At 55.3% G+C, this 18,539-nt stretch carries 22 protein-coding genes and 1 other annotated feature; of the genes, 2 read left to right on the top strand and 20 right to left on the bottom strand.

Going from position 1 to position 18,539, the window contains the following annotated elements; all coding sequences use genetic code 11:
- Positions 1 to 12 precede the first annotated feature (12 nt).
- On the bottom strand, positions 13 to 843 hold the full coding sequence (gene nadC, locus GS3922_RS03190) for a carboxylating nicotinate-nucleotide diphosphorylase (RefSeq protein ID WP_063165147.1): 831 nt from the start codon (positions 841 to 843) through the stop codon (positions 13 to 15).
- 32 nt (positions 844 to 875) lie between these two features.
- On the bottom strand, positions 876 to 2,438 hold the full coding sequence (nadB, locus tag GS3922_RS03185; RefSeq protein WP_063165146.1) for an L-aspartate oxidase: 1,563 nt from the start codon (positions 2,436 to 2,438) through the stop codon (positions 876 to 878).
- A gap of 104 nt (positions 2,439 to 2,542) precedes the next feature.
- Between nadB and GS3922_RS03180 the strand changes: the two genes are divergently transcribed.
- Together GS3922_RS03180 and GS3922_RS03175 are read left to right on the top strand one after the other, a co-directional pair.
- Positions 2,543 to 3,688, top strand: a complete 1,146-nt coding sequence (locus GS3922_RS03180) for an IscS subfamily cysteine desulfurase (protein WP_063165145.1) — start codon at positions 2,543 to 2,545, stop codon at positions 3,686 to 3,688.
- Positions 3,676 to 4,224 (top strand): transcription repressor NadR, encoded by a 549-nt coding sequence (locus tag GS3922_RS03175; protein ID WP_172796421.1) that lies wholly within the window; start codon positions 3,676 to 3,678, stop codon positions 4,222 to 4,224. Before GS3922_RS03180 ends, GS3922_RS03175 begins: the two co-directional genes overlap by 13 nt.
- Before the next feature lie 365 nt (positions 4,225 to 4,589).
- Here GS3922_RS03175 and pheA read toward each other — a convergent pair whose 3' ends face one another.
- The 18 genes from pheA to GS3922_RS03085 all read right to left on the bottom strand — a co-directional run bounded on the left by pheA (position 4,590) and on the right by GS3922_RS03085 (position 18,524).
- On the bottom strand, positions 4,590 to 5,438 hold the full coding sequence (gene pheA, locus GS3922_RS03170; RefSeq protein WP_063165143.1) for a prephenate dehydratase: 849 nt from the start codon (positions 5,436 to 5,438) through the stop codon (positions 4,590 to 4,592).
- A 21-nt stretch (positions 5,439 to 5,459) separates the two neighbouring features.
- Entirely contained in the window at positions 5,460 to 5,903 is a 444-nt protein-coding gene (locus GS3922_RS03165; RefSeq protein ID WP_063165142.1) for an ACT domain-containing protein, read from the bottom strand.
- A 17-nt stretch (positions 5,904 to 5,920) separates the two neighbouring features.
- The gene (gene obgE, locus GS3922_RS03160; protein WP_063165141.1) at positions 5,921 to 7,222 is read right to left on the bottom strand and encodes a GTPase ObgE; all 1,302 of its coding nucleotides are present in this window, start codon (positions 7,220 to 7,222) and stop codon (positions 5,921 to 5,923) included.
- Positions 7,223 to 7,316: 94 nt separating this feature from the next.
- Positions 7,317 to 7,877, bottom strand: a complete 561-nt coding sequence (locus GS3922_RS03155; protein WP_063165140.1) for a sporulation initiation phosphotransferase B — start codon at positions 7,875 to 7,877, stop codon at positions 7,317 to 7,319.
- 179 nt (positions 7,878 to 8,056) lie between these two features.
- On the bottom strand, positions 8,057 to 8,347 hold the full coding sequence (rpmA, locus tag GS3922_RS03150) for a 50S ribosomal protein L27 (RefSeq protein ID WP_008881065.1): 291 nt from the start codon (positions 8,345 to 8,347) through the stop codon (positions 8,057 to 8,059).
- 15 nt (positions 8,348 to 8,362) lie between these two features.
- Positions 8,363 to 8,695 carry a ribosomal-processing cysteine protease Prp gene (locus GS3922_RS03145; protein WP_063165139.1) on the bottom strand — a complete coding sequence of 111 codons (333 nt, stop codon included), beginning with the start codon at positions 8,693 to 8,695 and terminating at the stop codon, positions 8,363 to 8,365.
- Positions 8,696 to 8,698: 3 nt separating this feature from the next.
- A complete protein-coding gene (rplU, locus tag GS3922_RS03140) occupies positions 8,699 to 9,007 on the bottom strand; it encodes a 50S ribosomal protein L21 (protein WP_063165138.1) in 309 nt (102 codons plus the stop codon).
- A 14-nt stretch (positions 9,008 to 9,021) separates the two neighbouring features.
- Positions 9,022 to 9,101: a sequence feature (ribosomal protein L21 leader region), on the bottom strand.
- A 151-nt stretch (positions 9,102 to 9,252) separates the two neighbouring features.
- Entirely contained in the window at positions 9,253 to 10,113 is an 861-nt protein-coding gene (locus tag GS3922_RS03135; protein WP_063165137.1) for a site-2 protease family protein, read from the bottom strand.
- Positions 10,106 to 10,873: a M23 family metallopeptidase gene (locus GS3922_RS03130; RefSeq protein ID WP_063165136.1), complete on the bottom strand. Its 768-nt coding sequence runs from the start codon at positions 10,871 to 10,873 to the stop codon at positions 10,106 to 10,108. Before GS3922_RS03130 ends, GS3922_RS03135 begins: the two co-directional genes overlap by 8 nt.
- A gap of 326 nt (positions 10,874 to 11,199) precedes the next feature.
- Entirely contained in the window at positions 11,200 to 12,003 is an 804-nt protein-coding gene (gene minD / locus GS3922_RS03125; protein ID WP_063165135.1) for a septum site-determining protein MinD, read from the bottom strand.
- 2 nt (positions 12,004 to 12,005) lie between these two features.
- Positions 12,006 to 12,698 (bottom strand): septum site-determining protein MinC, encoded by a 693-nt coding sequence (gene minC / locus GS3922_RS03120; protein ID WP_063165134.1) that lies wholly within the window; start codon positions 12,696 to 12,698, stop codon positions 12,006 to 12,008.
- A gap of 40 nt (positions 12,699 to 12,738) precedes the next feature.
- On the bottom strand, positions 12,739 to 13,257 hold the full coding sequence (gene mreD / locus GS3922_RS03115; protein ID WP_063165133.1) for a rod shape-determining protein MreD: 519 nt from the start codon (positions 13,255 to 13,257) through the stop codon (positions 12,739 to 12,741).
- Complete coding sequence (gene mreC, locus GS3922_RS03110; protein WP_063165132.1) at positions 13,254 to 14,120, bottom strand: rod shape-determining protein MreC; 867 nt, start codon at positions 14,118 to 14,120, stop codon at positions 13,254 to 13,256. Before mreC ends, mreD begins: the two co-directional genes overlap by 4 nt.
- 20 nt (positions 14,121 to 14,140) lie before the next feature.
- Complete coding sequence (locus GS3922_RS03105; protein WP_063165131.1) at positions 14,141 to 15,163, bottom strand: rod shape-determining protein; 1,023 nt, start codon at positions 15,161 to 15,163, stop codon at positions 14,141 to 14,143.
- Between the two features lie 157 nt (positions 15,164 to 15,320).
- Entirely contained in the window at positions 15,321 to 16,001 is a 681-nt protein-coding gene (gene radC, locus GS3922_RS03100; protein WP_063165130.1) for a RadC family protein, read from the bottom strand.
- Positions 16,002 to 16,118: 117 nt separating this feature from the next.
- Positions 16,119 to 16,700 (bottom strand): Maf family protein, encoded by a 582-nt coding sequence (locus GS3922_RS03095; RefSeq protein ID WP_063165129.1) that lies wholly within the window; start codon positions 16,698 to 16,700, stop codon positions 16,119 to 16,121.
- Positions 16,701 to 16,818: 118 nt separating this feature from the next.
- Positions 16,819 to 17,946: a hypothetical protein gene (locus GS3922_RS03090; protein ID WP_063167293.1), complete on the bottom strand. Its 1,128-nt coding sequence runs from the start codon at positions 17,944 to 17,946 to the stop codon at positions 16,819 to 16,821.
- Positions 17,947 to 18,062: 116 nt separating this feature from the next.
- Entirely contained in the window at positions 18,063 to 18,524 is a 462-nt protein-coding gene (locus GS3922_RS03085) for a prepilin-type N-terminal cleavage/methylation domain-containing protein (protein ID WP_063165128.1), read from the bottom strand.
- Positions 18,525 to 18,539 lie beyond the last annotated feature (15 nt).

Here is an 18,539-nt window from a genome sequence, read left to right as displayed (position 1 = left end):
TCTCTCCCCCCATTATTGCAAATAAAAGCTGATATCTAACGCCGCGGCGGAATGCGTTAAGAAACCGAGTGAAATGTAGTCGACGCCGGTCGCGCCATACGCCGCCACGTTAGCGAGCGTAATGCCGCCGGACGCCTCTGTAATGATCGGTTTCGGCACGAGCCGGACGAACGAACGCACTTCCTCGGGCGTCCGATTGTCAAACATAATAATGTCAGCCCCGGCTTCGACCGCCTCAAGCACCTCGGCTTCCGTTTCCGTTTCGACTTCGATTTTCACCATATGGCCGAGCCGCTCTCTCACCGTTTTCACAGCAGCGGCAATCGATCCGCAAAACGCGATATGGTTGTCTTTAATCATCACACCGTCGTACAAGCCAAAGCGGTGATTGTAGCCGCCGCCGCAAGTGACGGCATATTTTTCAAGCATGCGCAAGCCCGGCGTCGTTTTCCGCGTATCGCAAAGGCGCGTAGGGCTGTCGCCAAGCAGGTCGACCGCCTGCCGCGTCACGGTCGCAATGCCGCTTAGGTGCTGAAGCAAATTCAAAATGACGCGCTCACCGGACAACAGCGGACCGACCGGCCCGGAAACGGCGGCGATCGTTTCGCTGGCTGCGATCCGTTCGCCGTCTTGTTTCATGACCGACACCTCAATATGCGGATCAAGCAGCTGATAGCCGGCGGCAATCAGGCCGACGCCGGCCACAACTCCATCCGCCTTCGCCGTAAACACGCCCGCCGCGCGTTCGTTGGCCCGGAAAATCGTGTCGCTTGTCACATCGCCGTCACCGATATCCTCAAGAAAAAAGTGCCGCAACAACTGCTCAAGTTTTAACCGATTCATCGCTCCATCCCCCTTTTGACCCTGCTCTTGTGTTATCGCCGGGCCGATGCATGCGCCCACTCTTCCTTCGTTCGCACGAGACGCCGGCCTTGCCAGTCGGGATGATCATACGGAAAATCGCTCCGGTAGTGGCCGCCGCGGCTTTCCGTGCGGCGAAGCGCGGACGAGGCGACGAGCCAGCCGGCAAGCAGCATATACCCTGTTTCAATCTCCTCTGCCGACAGCCACTCAAGGTCACCATCCAACCAATCCGGCAAGGAAAACTGTTCGAACCAACGAACCGCTTCACGAAGCTGCTCTCCGTCACGGACGATGCCGGCAAGCGCAGACAATCGCTCGCGGATGCGCGCCCGCCCCGGAAGCGGCGGCGCCAAAAGACGGCGCGGGCGGCCAAACGGCCGGACGGTGCGGTGCGCTGCCGCCGGCCACCCCTCTTGGCGGCTGATCGCGTGAGCGACGCGGGCGCCAAAGACGATCGCCTCAAGCAACGAATTGCTTGCCAACCGGTTGGCGCCGTGCACACCAGTGCACGCCGCCTCGCCTACAGCATACAAGCCCGGCACGGTCGTCTGCCCCCATTCATTGACCATAATGCCGCCCATTAAAAAGTGGGCGCCCGGCACGACCGGAAGGCGGCCGGCCTCAAGACCGGCGCCATGCGCCTCGCATAGCGCGGCAATCGTCGGAAAGCGGCGGCGAAAATCGCGCACGGCGGAAATATTCAAGTAGACGCGGCCGCCGCGCTCCATTTCCGCGGCGATGGCGCGGGCGACAACATCACGCGGCGCCAAATCGCCAAGCGGATGAACGCCATCCATTAAGCGCCGGCCGTCTTCCGCCTCAAGCACTGCTCCCTCGCCGCGCACCGCCTCCGATACTAATCCGACCGCCTTTCCGCCGGCAGCGAGCATCGTCGGATGAAATTGGATAAATTCCATGTCGGCGACTGCCGCACCGGCGCGATACGCCATAGCGATGCCGTCGCCAACCGCTGTCGGCGCGTTGGAAGTGAACGTATACAGCCCGGCGCAGCCGCCAGTCGCGATGACGACCGCCCCCGCCCGCCAAGCTGAGACAGCGCCGTCTGTTCGCTTCGCTTTCACCCCGACGCAGCGGCCGTCTTCCATCAAAAGTTCGATGACTTGTTCACCTTCCACCACCGATATGCGCCCTTCCACCTGCCTAAGCAAAAACGAAACGAGCGCCTTGCCCGTTTGGTCGCCGCCAGCGTGCAAAATGCGCCGGCGGCTATGTCCGCCTTCAAGACCGAAGCGGAGCTGACCGTGTTCATCTGCATCGAAGGCCATCCCGGCGTCCATCCATTCTTGCAGCCGCTTCGGCCCTTCCCGGACGAGCAGCTCAACCATCCGCCCATCGTTATGATGGCAGCCGGCCGCAAGCGTGTCGCGGAAATGGGCGCGCCAGTCGTCGTCGGCTGCCAGCGCCGCCGCCACCCCGCCTTGCGCCCGCCAAGAGTTGCTGTCGGTTCGTCCCTTCTTTGTGAAAATCATCACATTTTCTTGCGCCCGCAAATAATAAGCGACTGTTAAAGCAGCCAGTCCGCTGCCGACAATGATGATGCCGTCTTCCCCCACACTTAGGACTCCTCTCTTTTCACCTGTCTTGACATCTATATTTACACATATTTAAACTGATGACAAGGGGTTTATCAAAAAAAGTAAAGAAAAGGCGGGGGACTATGATTTATTTGGACTATGCAGCGACGACACCGATGTGTGAGGAAGCCATCGCAGCTTATGCCGAGGCAGCGGCCGTTTATTTTGGCAATGAAAGCAGCCTGCACGACACCGGTACGAAAGCGAAGCAACTGCTGACATTATGCCGGCGCGAGCTTGCGGCTATGATCAACGGGGAAGCGGAAGGGATCTATTTCACAAGCGGCGGCACAGAAGCGAATGTGCTCGCCATTCGGTCGCTCATTGCCGCCCATCGTCATAAAGGGAATCATTTAATTACCACCGAAATCGAGCACGCCTCACTATATCATTTGTTTCAACAGCTTGAAACAGAAGGGTATACGGTGACGTATTTGCCCGTCGACCGATTCGGACGCATTCGTCTCGCTGATTTGGAACGGGCCATCACGCCGCGGACGATCCTTGCTTCCATCCAGCACGCCAACTCGGAAATCGGCACCATCCAGCCGCTGGCCGACATCGGCCGCCTGTTGCGGGCGCGCGGCGTCCTTTTTCATAGCGACTGCGTGCAAACTTTTGCTAAAATACAGCTAGACATAAAGGCGATGGCGATTGACAGCGTATCGATTTCCGCCCATAAAGTGTACGGCCCCAAAGGCGTCGGCGCCGTCTACATCGACCCGCACCTTCACTGGAAACCCGTTTTTCCGGGGGCGACACACGAATCCGGTTTCCGGCCCGGAACGGTCAATGTACCGGGGATCGTTGCCTTCATTACCGCTGCCAAACAGCTTTACGGACGGATGGAAGGTGAACAGGCACGCTTTGAACAGCTGCGCCGCCGGCTGCTTGACGCCATCGCGGCCAAACAGCTGCCGATTGCTGTGGAAGGCCATCCCCGCTGGCGACTTGCCCATATTGTCGGGTTGTCTGTTGCCGGTTTTGAAGGACAGCTCGTCATGCTTGAATGCAACCGCGCCGGCATCGCCATTTCCACCGGCAGCGCCTGCCAAGTCGGATTGCAGGCACCGTCGCGGACGATGCTCGCCGTCGGCAAAACGCCAGAGGAGGCGAAGCAGTTCGTCCGTGTATCGCTTGGTGCGGCCACGACAGAAGCAGAGATCGACCAATTGATTTCCGCATTAGAACGGCTCATCCGAACACGAAAGGAGGCATGGGCAAGGTGAAAGAAGAAAAGAAAATTTTAGGAGAAACGCGGCGCCAGCTCATTTTGCAATGGCTGAAAGAAAGCGGGACGCCGCTCACCGGGGCGGAGTTGGCGGCGAAAACGAACGTCAGCCGCCAAGTGATCGTTCAAGATATTTCGCTGTTAAAGGCGCGCAACGAACCGATTATCGCGACAAGCCAAGGCTACTTGTATTTAAAGCCGGCTGAACCGGCGCAAACGTATGCGAGGACGATCGCCTGCTCCCATACACCAGCGCAGACGAAAGAAGAATTGTATTTGCTCGTCGACTGCGGCGTAACGGTAAAAGATGTCAAAATCGAACATCCAGTCTATGGGGATTTAACCGCCTCGGTCATGGTCAGCAACCGCCTCGAAGTCGACCAGTTTATCGCCAAAATTGAGGCGACAAAATCGTCATATTTATTGCAGCTGACCGATGGGACGCATTTGCATACGCTTGAAGCTGACTCGCCGGAAAAGCTCGATGCTGCCTGCCGTGCCTTAAAACAAGCAGGCTTTTTAATCGAGGCCTAACCCCCTTGCCGGCGCACTCTCGTCCTGCAAATAAGGCAAACCGCCCCACGGCGGCCGAACAGGGCATGCCGCATGACCAGGAGGCTGCAGGAGAGGAAGAAAAAAGAAATGCAGCAGCGACCGAAGCAAAAAGCAGCTGGGTTAAAAGGGATGTTTCTTTAAGAGAAAGACACACTGCCATCAGGCGAAATGGTTCACAGTGATGGGAAAGAGGCTGACTTAACAAGGCCGACTGTCTTCAAACAGAATGCGGGATTATAGAATGACAAAGTTCGATATCGCAGTGAAAAAGGGGCTGACTCCAAAAGTCCGCTTTTTGGCGGACTTTTGGGTCAGCCCCTCTCTCCGTTTTTTCACCATTCATTTTAGACAAAATAATACGGATAACTGCCCAACAGCTGCACTGTGCAGCCGAGCGCTTCAATTTCGGCGATCGCCCCTGGGATGAGGACGTCATCCATCGGCGCGTCGATGTCAATGATAAAAAAGTAGTTGCCGAGCCCCGTTTTCGCCGGGCGCGACTCAATTTTCGTCAAGTTCAGCCGCCGCCAAGCAAACGCCGACAGCACTTGGTGGAGCGCACCGGGCTGGTCTTGCGGCAGCATGACGACAACGGTCGTTTTGTCGCCGGCATAAAGCGGCGAATCCGGCGAAAGCGGCTGTCCGCTTCGGCTGACAACGATAAAGCGCGTATGATTGTAATCGTAATCATGAATGTTTTCCTGCACGATCGTCAAACCGTATTCCCTCGCTGCCAGTCGATTGGCAATCGCCGCCACCGGCAAGTGCGGATGTTCGCTCACAAATTTGGCGGCGGCGCTCGTTGACGTCATCGGCACTTGCTTCGCCCCTTTGAGCACCGTATGTAAAAACTTGCGGCACTGAGCAATGGCGTGCGAATGTGAATACACTTCTTTAATCTCGCGCCAATGCGGCGCATAGTACGGATGCACCATTAAATGCTGCTCGATCGGGACGACAATTTCACCGATGATCGGCAGCGGCTGTTCATGGATCAAATAATCGAGCGTTAAATTGACCGATCCTTCCAACGCATTTTCAAGCGGCACAACCGCCGCCGCAATTTCCCCAACGGCGACGGCGTCGATGCAGTCGGGAATCGTGTCATACGGCTCGCGCGGCTCTGATGGAAATAGCGCCGCAACCGCCGCTTCGGTAAACGTCGCTTTCGGTCCTAAATAGCCGATTCTCATCACGTTTGCCTCTCCCTTGCTTTAATACACTCCTGAACCAACAATTTCAACTTTTTCGACAAATTCGAGCCCTCTCAGCTTTGTCAACAGTTCATCAATGTCTTCATGCATATCGTTTGTGCTGACGGAAAGTGTCACGTTCGCCCGTCCTTGCAGCGGGATCGTCTGGTGGATCGTCAGCACGTTGCAGCCGGCCGCTGCCACGACGCCAAGCAGCCGCGACAACGTGCCTGAGCGGTCTTCCAAATGAAAAAACAACGTGACGATATTTTCTTTCGTCACCGCTTGAAACGGAAAAATGGCATCGCGGTATTTATAAAAGACGCCGCGGCTAATGTTCGCAAGCTGCGCCGCCTCGGCGACCGAGGCGGCTTTTTTCCGCTCAAGCAGCTGCTTAGCGAGCACGACTTTTTTCATCGCTTCCGGCAAGACGTCTTCACGCACTAAATAAAACTTTTTTTCCACCGCACCTTCCCCCGCTTTTACCGTTCATCCCAGTCGTCGACAAACTCAAACTCGTAATCGAGCAATCGGACGGTGTCCCCGTCTTTCGCTCCGCGCTCGCGCAGCGCGTCGTCGACTCCCATCGCCCGCAGCTGGCGAGCGAAGCGGCGCACCGATTCTTCGCGCGAGAAATCGGTCATTTTCAACAGCTTTTCGATTTTATCGCCAGATAGAATAAACGCTCCGTCGCTGCCGCGGGTGATCGTAAACGGCGGCTTCTCTTTCTCATACTTATAGACGACGCGCTGCACCGCCGGCTCTTCCGGTTCATAGAGCGGAAACTCCGGCGTTGTTTCGAGCAGATCGGCAATGGCAAACAGCAGCTCGCGCACCCCTTGCCTTGTCGCGGCCGAAATCGGAAAGACCGGCACCGCCTCGCCGACTTTCTCTTGAAAACGGCGCAAGTTTTCTTCGGCGTTTGGCATGTCCATTTTATTGGCAGCGACAATTTGCGGCCGTTCCGTCAAGCGTAAATTGTATTGCTTCAACTCCTCATTGATGACGACGTAATCGTCGTACGGGTCGCGCCCTTCCACCGCAGCCATGTCGATGACATGGACGATGACGCGCGTCCGTTCAATATGGCGCAAAAACTGATGCCCCAAACCGACTCCCTCGTGGGCGCCTTCAATCAGCCCCGGCAAGTCGGCCATGACAAAACTGCGGCCGTCTTCCGTTTCGACAACACCCAAATTCGGCGCGAGCGTCGTAAAGTGGTATTCGGCAATTTTCGGGCGCGCCGCGGAAACGACCGACAGCAATGTCGATTTGCCGACGCTTGGAAACCCGACAAGACCGACATCGGCAAGCAGCTTTAATTCCAAAATGACGTTCCGCTCTTCGCCTGGCTCGCCGTTTTCCGCGATTTCCGGGGCCGGATTGGCCGCGGTCGCAAACCGAGTGTTGCCGCGCCCGCCGCGTCCGCCTTTGGCGACAACAAACCGCTGTCCTTCTTCCGTCAAGTCGGCGAGCACTTCGTTCGTATCGGCATCGATGACCACCGTCCCGGGCGGCACTTTGACAAGCAAGTCTTCCGCATTTTTGCCATGCTGGTTTTTCGACATGCCGTTTTCGCCGCGCGGCGCTTTAAAATGGCGCTGGTAGCGGAAATCCATCAACGTCCGCAGCCCTTCATCGACGACGAACACAACGTCGCCGCCTTTGCCGCCGTCGCCGCCGGCCGGCCCGCCTTTCGGGACATATTTTTCACGGCGGAACGCGACCATGCCGTTGCCGCCGTCCCCGCCTTTGACATAAATTTTCACTTGATCGACAAACATAGCTGTTCCTCCGATTCGCTTCCATCATGGCGAAATTAGTGTCACTAATACTTATTATTGTATACAGCGCCGATTCAATGCTGTCAATATGTGCTTAAGAATAAGGCCCGCCGGGGCGGAACAGCAGCTCGAGCTCCACGGTCAACTCTTCGGTGCCGACGGCAAACGATACAAGACGAAGCGGCGGCGCCGGCTCGCAGCGTTCCAGCCAAGCGCGGACGGCCTCACCGTCCTGCCACGCGCCGCGATAATCAAAAAACAGCGATGCCCGCCCGTAAGACAGCTCGATCGACAAACATACATGGTTTTCTGTCTGTCTGTCGGCCTGCATCTCCAGCAGGTGAAGAAAGCCGCAGCACCATTCGGTCAATCGTTCGTCATACATTGACAAATCCGCTTCGCCGCCTGTGACTTCATACTCAAGAAAAATCGGGCGCGGCTCCCAGTTGTAGGTCATGACCAGTTCGGCGAACCGCTCGGCCTTCAAGTTCGTCAGCCGGGTTTCCTGCTGCATCTCGCCGATAATGCCATTGATGATCTCTTGCACCCGCTCGATTTTATTGAGCGCCAAATGACCTTTAATGAGCTGAATTTTGTTCAGCCAGTCATGGCGGGCATGGCGCATCACTTCAACGACCGTCCATCGCTTATCCATTCACTGCTCCCCTATTCGTGCGGTGCGATGGCCCGCACCGCCTTTTCTTCATCTTCCCCTTCGTCGAGAGGACATTTACTTTTACTATAGCATTTTCTGACAACAAACGGGAACGATTTTTCAAGAGCAAAAAGAAAAAACTCTAACCGACGTGGTTAGAGTTTTTTCTTTGAAACAAGTTACGCTTCTTGGCTGACCGGGTAGACGCTGACGCGTTTGCGGTCACGGCCGAGCCGCTCGAAGCGGACGATGCCGTCAATTTTCGCGTACAGCGTGTCATCGCCGCCGCGGCCGACGTTCAAGCCTGGATGAACTTTCGTTCCGCGTTGGCGGTACAAAATGGAGCCGCCCGTCACAAACTGACCGTCAGCGCGCTTTGCGCCAAGGCGCTTCGCGATCGAGTCACGGCCGTTTTTCGTCGAACCGACCCCTTTTTTCGAAGCGAAAAACTGCAAGTCGAGTCTCAGCATGGTAGTCACCTCCTGCTAGATAGATGTCACGCGGATGAACTTCCCGTAGTCGCGTTCGATCGTCTTTAGCGAGACGACCATCGCTTCCAACAACAATTGCACTTTCTCTGCCGTCGCTGCTTCTTCCAGCTTCGGAAGCTCACAGCGAAGATAGCCTCCGTCTTGGCCGAGCGAAACGTGCGGGCGAACGCCGGCAAGCGCTTCGATGGCATTGATGGTGCCGAACGAAACGGCCGAAGCGCCGGCGCAGACGATATCTTGCCCGCGCTTGGCAAACTCGGCGTGCCCGTCCATCGTGAATGCGCGAATGCGGCCGTCCGCTTCTCGCTCAATCGTAATGCGGATCATCGCTTACGCGTTGATTTTTTCGATGACAACTTTCGTGTACGGCTGACGGTGGCCTTGTTTGCGGCGATAGTTCTTTTTCGCTTTATATTTGAAGACGATGATTTTCTTTTGTCGGCCGTGCTTTTGCACTTTCGCCGTGACCGTTGCACCTTCGATCGTCGGGTTTCCGATTTTTACCGTTTCCCCGCCGACGAACAGCACTTTGTCAAACGTCACCGTATCGCCTTCATTGGCATCCAGTTTTTCGATGTAAATTTCTTGGCCTTCTTCTACTTTCAATTGTTTGCCGCCAGTTTCAATGATTGCGTACATGCCTCGCACCTCCTTCATGGACTCAGACTCGCCAGCGTCAAGGCGGTTCCAGTCGGAACACTTCACAACCCGCGCTGAGCGGTTGTAGTACGGGTGCGTCCTTTTGCGACAGCCGCCCTCTTTTGCCCCGTTAAGGGACAAAAAGTCTACAACGTCATCTATCGTAACATAGAAACAGCCAGCCGTCAACCGTCATCTTCCCCCACCGTGGGACACAATGAAACGGTTCGAACGGCCAGCCGTCATCAATAAATGAGTGCGCCAAGCGGCGCATCGGTCCGCTTTTCGGCAAAAAACGCGTGCAGCAGCTCGTTTTCATCAAGTGTCGTCCGTTCGCGGCCGTCGCGTACGACGACGATCGCATGTTTTTGCCCGCGGTAAAAGCGCTGCAGCACGGCGGAGATGCGCTCATCCGCCGGAACGGTAATCGTCTGCAGCCTTGCGTAATCGCCCTTTTTCCCGTAATACCGTTCAAGCAAAAAGCGCATGACCACATATGGATGCTGTTTCTTCTCTTGCCAAAGCGCATGCGCTAAAAAGGCGGCGATCGCCCATAAATCAAGCTGGCGCGGTGCGAATGCAAGCAAAAGGACGATGCTGACCGCCAGCACAGCCGCTGATATGGCAACCATGTTCCGGTGCGCCTCGCCGAACGGGCGGCGGTACGACAAAAGCAAAAACAGCAGCTTGCCACCGTCAAGCGGCCAGATCGGCAGCAAGTTTAAACTAAACAGAGCCGCGTTATAACGGAAAAACAGCTCCCAACTTCCGTCATCCATCCAGCCGGCCTCCCATAAAAAAAACCCCGCCGCCGTCAGCCAAAGATGCTGCGCCGGCCCGGCGAGCGTCACGATCCACTCTTCACGGAACGGGCGGTTTCCATGTTCCTCCACTTCTGCCACTCCGCCGAACGGCAGCAGCAAAATCCGCTTCACCCGCCAGGAAAAAAACGCCGCTGCCGCCGCATGGCCAAGCTCATGAATGAGCACGATGAAAAACAGCAAACAAAGCTGCTTAAAATGGGCGGTCAATACCGCCATGCCGCCGATCAGCCATAGCAACGGATGAACGTGCAACTTTCCAAGCAGCCCGAGATACTTATTCAAAGGAAATCACCTGGATCGGATCGATAAATTTATCCCCTTGCTTAATGGCAAAATAAAACAGTCCTTTCTGTTTATCTTTGTCACTCGCCTGGGCGGTGCCGACTTCTTTCCCCATTTCGATAAAATCGTACAGTTTGACAGAAATGGTACTTAAATGGCCATACCACGTTTCACTGCCGTCCGCGTGCTGAATGATGACCGTTTTTCCGAGCTTCTCTTTCGTGCCGGCAAACGTAACGATCCCTTCTTTCATTGCTTCGACTTTCGCCTCGCTCACGGTTTCGATCATCACCCCTTGGCCATTTTCGTCAAAGCTTTCGAGCACTCGGCCGGAAACCGGCACCGCGTATGAGGACGCTGTTTCCGTTTTTGTCTCTTTTTTCGGCGCAAAAAAGGCGAGCGGTTCGCCGAACGTCTTTTCATACCAAGCCGAGACAGCTGCAAACTGAAATTCCGTTTCCATCGTCCGCGCGACAAACTGCCGTGCCGGCTCAAGCGAAGCGGACGGATGTTTGAACAAAATGGCGGTCACTAACACGAGGCAGGCGGCGATGAGCGTTTTGAAGAGAAACCACTCTTTGCGAAACAGCGGATGGGACTCTGATTCAAACGAATAGCGGTCATACGTGACGACCGGCAGCCCGTACCGCTCCTCGTCCGCTATCCCCCACTCCGGCTCCTTTCGCTTGTTTGACCGATATTGGCGCTCTTTTCGCCGCCTTTCGATCCGTTTTTTCATTTCCCGAACGCGTCGGTCCATACGTCCCCCCTCCACCTTTCTAACGACGTTTGTACTAATTTATGAGACAACCTCATTGAATATGAGCAAGCGTTTTTTGCCGCGTCCTGTCGAGCCGATCGCTATAGCCGCAGGCCCGTTGTCGTCAAAGGAGGACGCCGGTTTTGAACCATTTTCCAAAGACAACGTTTCCGTCAGCCCTGCGATCAATAAAAAAGAGACCGAGTCCCCACGGTCTCCTTGTCCCTCCGGATCCTGTTATGTCAGCGCCTGCCCGCCGGCCGCACTTCTGCAAGCGATGGACAAAACAAAAAGGGCAATTTCCCCACGGAATTGCCCCCATTCCCCTACTTTAAACTAAATATTTTTCGAATCTTCGAGAACAATCCTTTCTCTTCTTCCTCAAGCGGCGGCAGCGGCACCGACTCGCCGAGGATGCGGCGGGCGATGTTGCGGTAGGCGATCGACGCTTTGCTGTTCGGGTCAAGGACGATCGGCTCGCCGCGGTTGGACGCCTTGATCACGTTTTCATCATCGGCGATAATACCGAGCAGTTCGATCGATAAATGCATGACAATTTCATCGACATCGAGCATATCGCCGCTTTTCACCATATGGCTGCGGATGCGGTTGATGATGAGGCGCGGCGGCTTGACGTGCTCTTCCGCTTCAAGCAGGCCGATGATGCGGTCGGCATCGCGAACCGCTGACACTTCCGGCGTCGTGACGACGATCGCCTCGTCCGCGCCGGCGACGGCGTTGCGGTATCCTTGCTCAATGCCGGCCGGGCAGTCGATGAGCACATAATCGTATTCCTGCTTCAGCTGCTCAACCAGCTCTTTCATCTGCCCCGGATTGACCGCCGATTTATCGCTCGTCTGCGCCGCCGGCAGCAAATACAAATGGTTATCGAACCGCTTATCTTTGACAAGCGCTTTTTGCACCGTACAGCGCCCTTCGACGACATCCACTAAGTCATAAATAATTCGGTTTTCAAGCCCCAATACGACATCAAGGTTGCGCAGCCCGATGTCCGTATCGACAAGGCACACCCGCTTCCCTAAAATGGCGAGGGCCGTTCCAAGGTTCGCGGTCGTCGTCGTTTTGCCGACGCCGCCTTTCCCGGAAGTGATGACGATCGCTTCTCCCACGGTTACATTCTCCTTTCTAAGCGCGTCAAATTCGGCCGCAAATGCATGAGCAGCTGCAGGCGGTCGACAACAATTTGATTCTGTTCATTAATATAGGCACATTCCATCTCATTTCCTTCGTCCGTTTTGTAATCGGGAGCACGATTCATGACATCGCTGATGCGCAGCTGCATCGGCTTCATCACCGACGCGGCGATAATCGCCTCTTTATTTCCGGCATATCCGGCGTGAGCGATGCCGCGCAAGGCGCCGAGGATGAAAATGTTGCCTCCGGCAATGACCGTTCCGCCGGGGTTCACATCGCCGAGCAGCAGCAAATCCCCCTCCACATGGAGCACTTGCCCGGAACGAATAATACGCGAGACAGTGACGATTTTCGTTTTCTGTATCCATTCGATCGCTTCCGCTTTCGACATCACATTGCTTTCGATCGAATCGACGACCAAATTTTTCGAACGGCGGATGAGCGCACGCAACTCCTCCTCTTGGGCGGGCGTCAAGTAGCGGTTCCCGACTTTCAGATGGACGGAGACGAGCGGGCTGTTGGGCGCGACGCCGGAGTGTTTGACGAGCCGCTCCTCGATCTCTTTCAACAAATCGTCGTACGAGCAACGGTCATCAAGATGCAGCGTCAGCCCATCTTTCGTCCCTTTAATCGTCACGTACTGCTGCTTTTGTTTTGCCACAACGTTCACCCCAACGAATAATTCTACAGAACGGGCCGTTTTTCCTCTTTTATTCTTCCTGCTCCAACCGGCGAATTTTTGCCAGCCACCGTCCGAGCGGGTACGAGAAGATGAGAAAAAACGCGATGTTTACCAGCAACGTCGGCCATAAACGACGATCCCAAAAAACGGAAAACGGCCAATCCGTCCGCCCGATCAACAGCTGAATGCCGTACACGTAACTGTCAAGCAACGCAATGGCCGACAGCGACAGCAAAAAAACAACGAGCCAGCTCTGGTGAAACCATTTCATCGCTTTGCCCGCTACATAGGCGATGAGCGTGTAGGCAAACGCGTAAACGCCAAGCAGCTCCGTATAGACGTAATCGTACAGGAACCCGAAAACGAACCCGTACCCCATCGCCCGCGTCCCACCGAGATACACAGCCGTCAGCACTAAAAAAATGAGAAAAAAACGGGGAACAAAAAAATAGCGGACATATACGTCACCCTTCGGCCACACATCAACAAAAATGCTTTCGCTGACAAAACATAACACCGCAAGGAAAGGGAGCTGCCACTTTTTCACTTTGCCTCCTCCTCTTCTTGCAGTGCCGCATCGATTTTTCGTTTCACAATCATCACATCATCAATATCATACAAGTTGGCAAACGGCTTGACATAGACGACTTGCGTCAGTCCGTACTGATCCGGCTTGACCTCGGTCACTTCGCCGATCGGCAATCCTTTCGGAAACACGCCGCCGAGGCCGGAAGTCAACACTTTTTGCTTCTTTTTCACCTTGGCGTCAATCGGAATTTCGCCAAGCAACAGTTCGCGCCGCTTTTCATCATATCCTTCGATTAACCCGAATACATTTTCATTCCCTTGGACGTAAGCGGAAATGCGGTTGTTTTGGTCAAGCGCGCTCAGCAGTTGCACCGTGGACGTAAATTGCGAAGCGTGCTGCACCTTGCCGACGAGCCCAGCCGGGGTAATGACCGCCATATCTTTTTTCACCCCGTGCTGCGCGCCTTTGTTGACAATGATCGTCTCCCGCCAGCGGTCCGGGTTTCGTCCGATCACCGTCGCCTGAATCGGAATAAAATCGCGCAAGCTCTCCTTTTTATCAAGCAGCGCGCGCAGCCGCTCATTTTCCTGGCGCAGCGCTTCGACCTCTGTCTGCAGCGCCGCGTATTCTTCAAGCCTTGCTTTCAACAACTCGTTTTCCGCATATGTATGGCGGAGGTCGTTCACATTTTCAAAGAAGCCCGCGACAAACTGTGCGGGCTTCCCAAACAGAAGCTGAACAAAACCGGCAGTGTCTTTGATAAACTGCTCCGGCCACGTCAGTTCCTCGCGGCTGCGCAGCGAAAAGCCGATCAACATGACAAGAATGACAATGCTGACAAGCAAAAAAATGAGGCGCTTATTTCCGAAAAACTGTGGCATGCATCAGCACCTTCTTACTGTCAGCGATGGTCTCTCGCCTTGTTTTTAAACAAGTCAATATGGTCGAGCGCCTTGCCGGTGCCGATCGCCACGCAATCCAACGGATTTTCAGCGACGATGACCGGCATGTCCGTTTCCTTGCTGATGACTTTGTCCAAATTGCGCAGCAAAGCCCCGCCGCCTGTCAACACAATGCCGCGGTCCATAATGTCGGCGGCCAGCTCCGGCGGTGTTTTTTCGAGCGTGTTTTTCACCGAGTCAACGATCGCATAAACGGTATCGCGCAGCGCCTCTGCCACTTCTTCCGCGCTAATTTCGATCGTTTTCGGCAGCCCGGTCAGTAAGTCGCGGCCGCGAATTTCCATTTTGCCGATCCCTTCCGGATTTCCGGCAGAGCCGATTTCCATTTTGATCGCCTCTGCCGTCCGCTCACCGATCATCAAATTGTACGTTTTGCGGATGTATTGAATGATGGCCTCATCCATTTCATCGCCGGCAATGCGAATCGACTGGCTCGTCACGATGCCGCCGAGCGAAATGACCGCCACCTCGGTCGTGCCGCCGCCAATGTCCACGACCATGCTGCCGGTCGGCTCCCATACCGGCAAGTTAGCGCCGATCGCCGCGGCAAACGGCTCTTCAATCGTATACGCGTCGCGCGCTCCGGCCTGGCGCGTCGCATCGATGACCGCCCGCTCTTCGACCGCTGTGATGCCATACGGCACACATACCATCACATACGGCTTGCCAGCGAACAGTCCTTTCGTTTTGATGGCTTTGCGGATATAGTATTTCATCATCGTCGCTGTCGTCTCGTAGTCAGCAATGACGCCATCTTTCATCGGCCGCAGCGCCACGATGTTGCCCGGCGTGCGCCCGATCATGTTTTTCGCTTCATTGCCGACGGCGACAATTTGCTTTGTATCGCGCTGAATGGCAACGACGGACGGCTCTCTGAGCACGATTCCTTTTCCTTTTACGTAAACGAGCGTATTCGCTGTCCCTAAGTCGATCCCGAGATCTTTTGTTCCAAATCCAAACATATTGTTGATCTTCCTTTCCGAAACGAAATGCATATCATCTTTATATTGGCAAAATTGGTCGGATGTCAGTCATTTATAAGTTGCACAGCACCGCCCAAACGGATTCGGAAAAACTCATAATTGATATTATACCTGATTCGACAAAAAATGAGAACCGTTAGACATAGCCTTTTTCTTTCAAACTGATGAATTTTTGATCGCCGATAATGAGATGGTCAAGAAGCTCGATGCCGATCATGCGCCCGCATTCGGCGAGCCGCTTTGTGACATCGATGTCCTCGCGGCTTGGCGTCGGGTCGCCAGAGGGGTGGTTATGCACGCAAATGACTGAGGCGGCGGATCGTTTGATCGCCTCTTTAAACACTTCGCGCGGATGGACGATCGAGGCGTTTAAACTGCCGATGAACACCGTTTTGCGGTGGATGACTTGGTTTTTCGTATTCAAGTAAATGGCGACAAAATGTTCTTGCGATAAAAAGCGCATATCTTCCATCACGTATTTGGCCCCGTCCTCCGGGCAACGGATCACATAGCGGTCATTGTAGCCGGACTGGTGAATGCGCCGGCCAAGCTCAAGCGCAGCCAAAATTTGCGCCGCTTTCGTCGGCCCGATTCCTTTGATGTTTGTCATTTCTTCCACCGTCGCATCTTTCAGCAACCTCAGTCCTTCAAAATGACGAAGAAGACGCTGGGCGAGCTGCACGACCGACTCGTCTTTCGTCCCGGTGCGCAGCAAAATCGCCAATAACTCATGGTCAGACAAGCTTTCCGGCCCTGATGACAGCAACCGTTCACGCGGCCGGCTGTCTCTCGGTACATCGCGAATCATCCACGCCATCCTATCTCCCCTTTTCTATGATTATCGTCTCCCCTTCCACCGGGGAGCAAAGCCCGCTTGCAGGCCCTATTCAGTCCGTCCAAAGCCCCGGCGGCCAGCCGTCCGCGTTTTTCGCTCCTACGCTTCTGGCGGAGGCCAACCGAGCCGGCGCAGTTCTCTTACCGTCCGCGACAGCGGCAGACCGACGACAGTGAAGTAGTCGCCTTCAATCCGTTTGACAAACAGGGCGGCCCGGCCTTGAATGCCATACGCCCCCGCCTTGTCCATCGGCTCCCCGGTCGCAATGTAGGCGGCGATCTCTTCTTCGCTTAACTCCCAAAACGTCACCGCCGTTTTTTCCGCAAACGACACCGCTTCCCCGTCCGGCGTTGCAATGGCGACACCGGTCCACACCTCATGCGTCTTTCCAGACAAAAGGCGCAACATATGAAACGCTTCCTCGGCGGTGCACGGCTTCCCTAAAAAGCGATCACCGTACACAACCATCGTGTCAGCGCCAAGAATGTACGCATCGGATATAGATGATGCGACCGCCTCGACTTTCCGGCGGGCAAGCGTTTGAACAGCTTCATCGGGAGGCGTTCCGGGAGCGATCGTCTCATCGGCTTGGCTTTCTTGCACATCAAACGGCCAGCCGGTCATCTCGAGGAGCTGTTTGCGGCGCGGGGAGCGGGAAGCAAGCACGAGCCGTGGGGGCATTGTACATTCTCCTTTCCTTCGCTTCGGTTCGGAAGATTCATTTGTATCGTAGCAAACTTTTCACGGAAAGGCAATTTTCCACAATCAAAGAGCAAAAAAAGAAAAAACGGAGCCATTTTCAGCTCCGCGGCGGCACAAGTTCCATATACACGCTTAGCGCCTCAAGCAGCTGCTGCTGGGCCTTGCCAAGCAATGCTTCGTCTTGATTTTCTTTGTAGGCGGCAAGCGCCAAATACGCCTGTTTTAACGCTTCGACATAATTCCGGACCGTTTTGTTGTTTGTCGCTTCGCTTTTTTCCAATGAACCGTACGCCTTGCTTAGCGCCTGCCATTCCTCCTCGCTTGCACCTTTGCCGGCAAGCAAGGCGGCAGAGAGCGCGGCCATGTCTCCGTACAGCGCCTCTCCTTTTCGCACGATATCCGACTGGCGCGCCTTCGCTTCAGGGGCGAACGACAGCTCTTTCACGTACGTGCTCGACACAGCCTTGCGGTATTTGTCGTTGACCGCCCGCAGCCCTTCCTTATCCGCGCCGACCGCAATATAAAGCGCCGCCGGCTTTTGCCCGACGACGACGACCGGCACGCCCGCCGCTTCGATCGATTTCGCCGCCCGCGCGGCCGCCTTCGTATCGGAATAAACCCCCGCTTGGATCACCGCGATCGAAAACGGCTCAGGCATTATGCTTTCGGCACGTTCGCCGCCCGTCGCTATGCCCGCTTCGGCGAGTTCTGTCATCGCTTCAGCCGCCGGCGACGGCTCCGCTTTTTCCTTCGGAATGAGGCGAAGCATGGTCATGCCAAACGCCATGCCGACTACAGCGGCAATCGCCGCCGCCAAAAACAGCGACTTGGCATGCGGCGGCAGCCGCCACAACCGCCTTGTTTGACAGGCTTTCTTCTTTTTTTGAATCGCTTCTGAAATCGGGACGATTCGTTCGTCCGCCTCTTCAAGGGCGGCTGCTTCTTCCTCTTTGGCTGTGTCAAACGCCTGCTTTTCCGCCTCTTGTTCGCCGATTTGCCGAGCGCTCCTTTGTCGTTCATCCGTTTGTCGGCTGTCCGCTTGGAACGAGCGTGCATGGTGACGGTCGTCCGGTGGTCCGTCATTGCCGAAATCTGCAGACGGGCGGTCTTCAAGTCGGTGTCCGCTGGGCTCATCCGGCTGATTCCCTTCTGATGGGCGCTTGATCGTAAACGGCCGCGGATGTCCGTTAATGTTCACCGTAATGCCCGGGCGCTGCTTGTCCATTTTGTCACCATCCTTCTTCGTGCTTCGATTTCTTTCGCCCATCTTACCATAAACGAAAAAAAAAAGAACAAGACATTTGTCGTCTTGCTCCTGCTTCTTTTCTTCATTTTCCGACATCATCGGTCACGAATCGCTTCGCCTGTTAACGCCTCGACAGGAATCGGCTGTTCGCGTCCCCCGTAATCGCAAAGCTGCTTCGTCTCCCCTTTCAAACAAACCGCATAGCCGATCCCGCCGTCTTCCTGTTTCGTCACGAGCACGTACGACGGATTCGTCTCTATGGATAGTACGTTCCCGGTAAACGGATCTCGGATCGGGTGAAGCAAGCGGTGTTCCACTAGTTCACTGTAGGACAATACCGCCGATGAACGAGCTGGCAAAAACTCGACGTTTTCTGCGCCGACATACAGCCGCGCCGCCTCATACAAACTATACGCATCGGAAACAAACGCCCGCTCGCGCGCCTTTTCCACCACAGCAAGCATGGCGATGACGGCAACCGCCGCCGCAATGCCGACGATCACCAATACGGCCAACAATTCAATGAGCGTCATTCCGCGCTTTGTCCGAATCAGCATGCTGCTCTCCCCGGC

The organism is Geobacillus subterraneus, assembly GCF_001618685.1.
Lineage (GTDB): Bacteria > Bacillota > Bacilli > Bacillales > Anoxybacillaceae > Geobacillus > Geobacillus subterraneus.
Note: the sequence above shows the minus strand (reverse complement) of the source record. Positions and strands in the feature narration are given on the sequence as shown.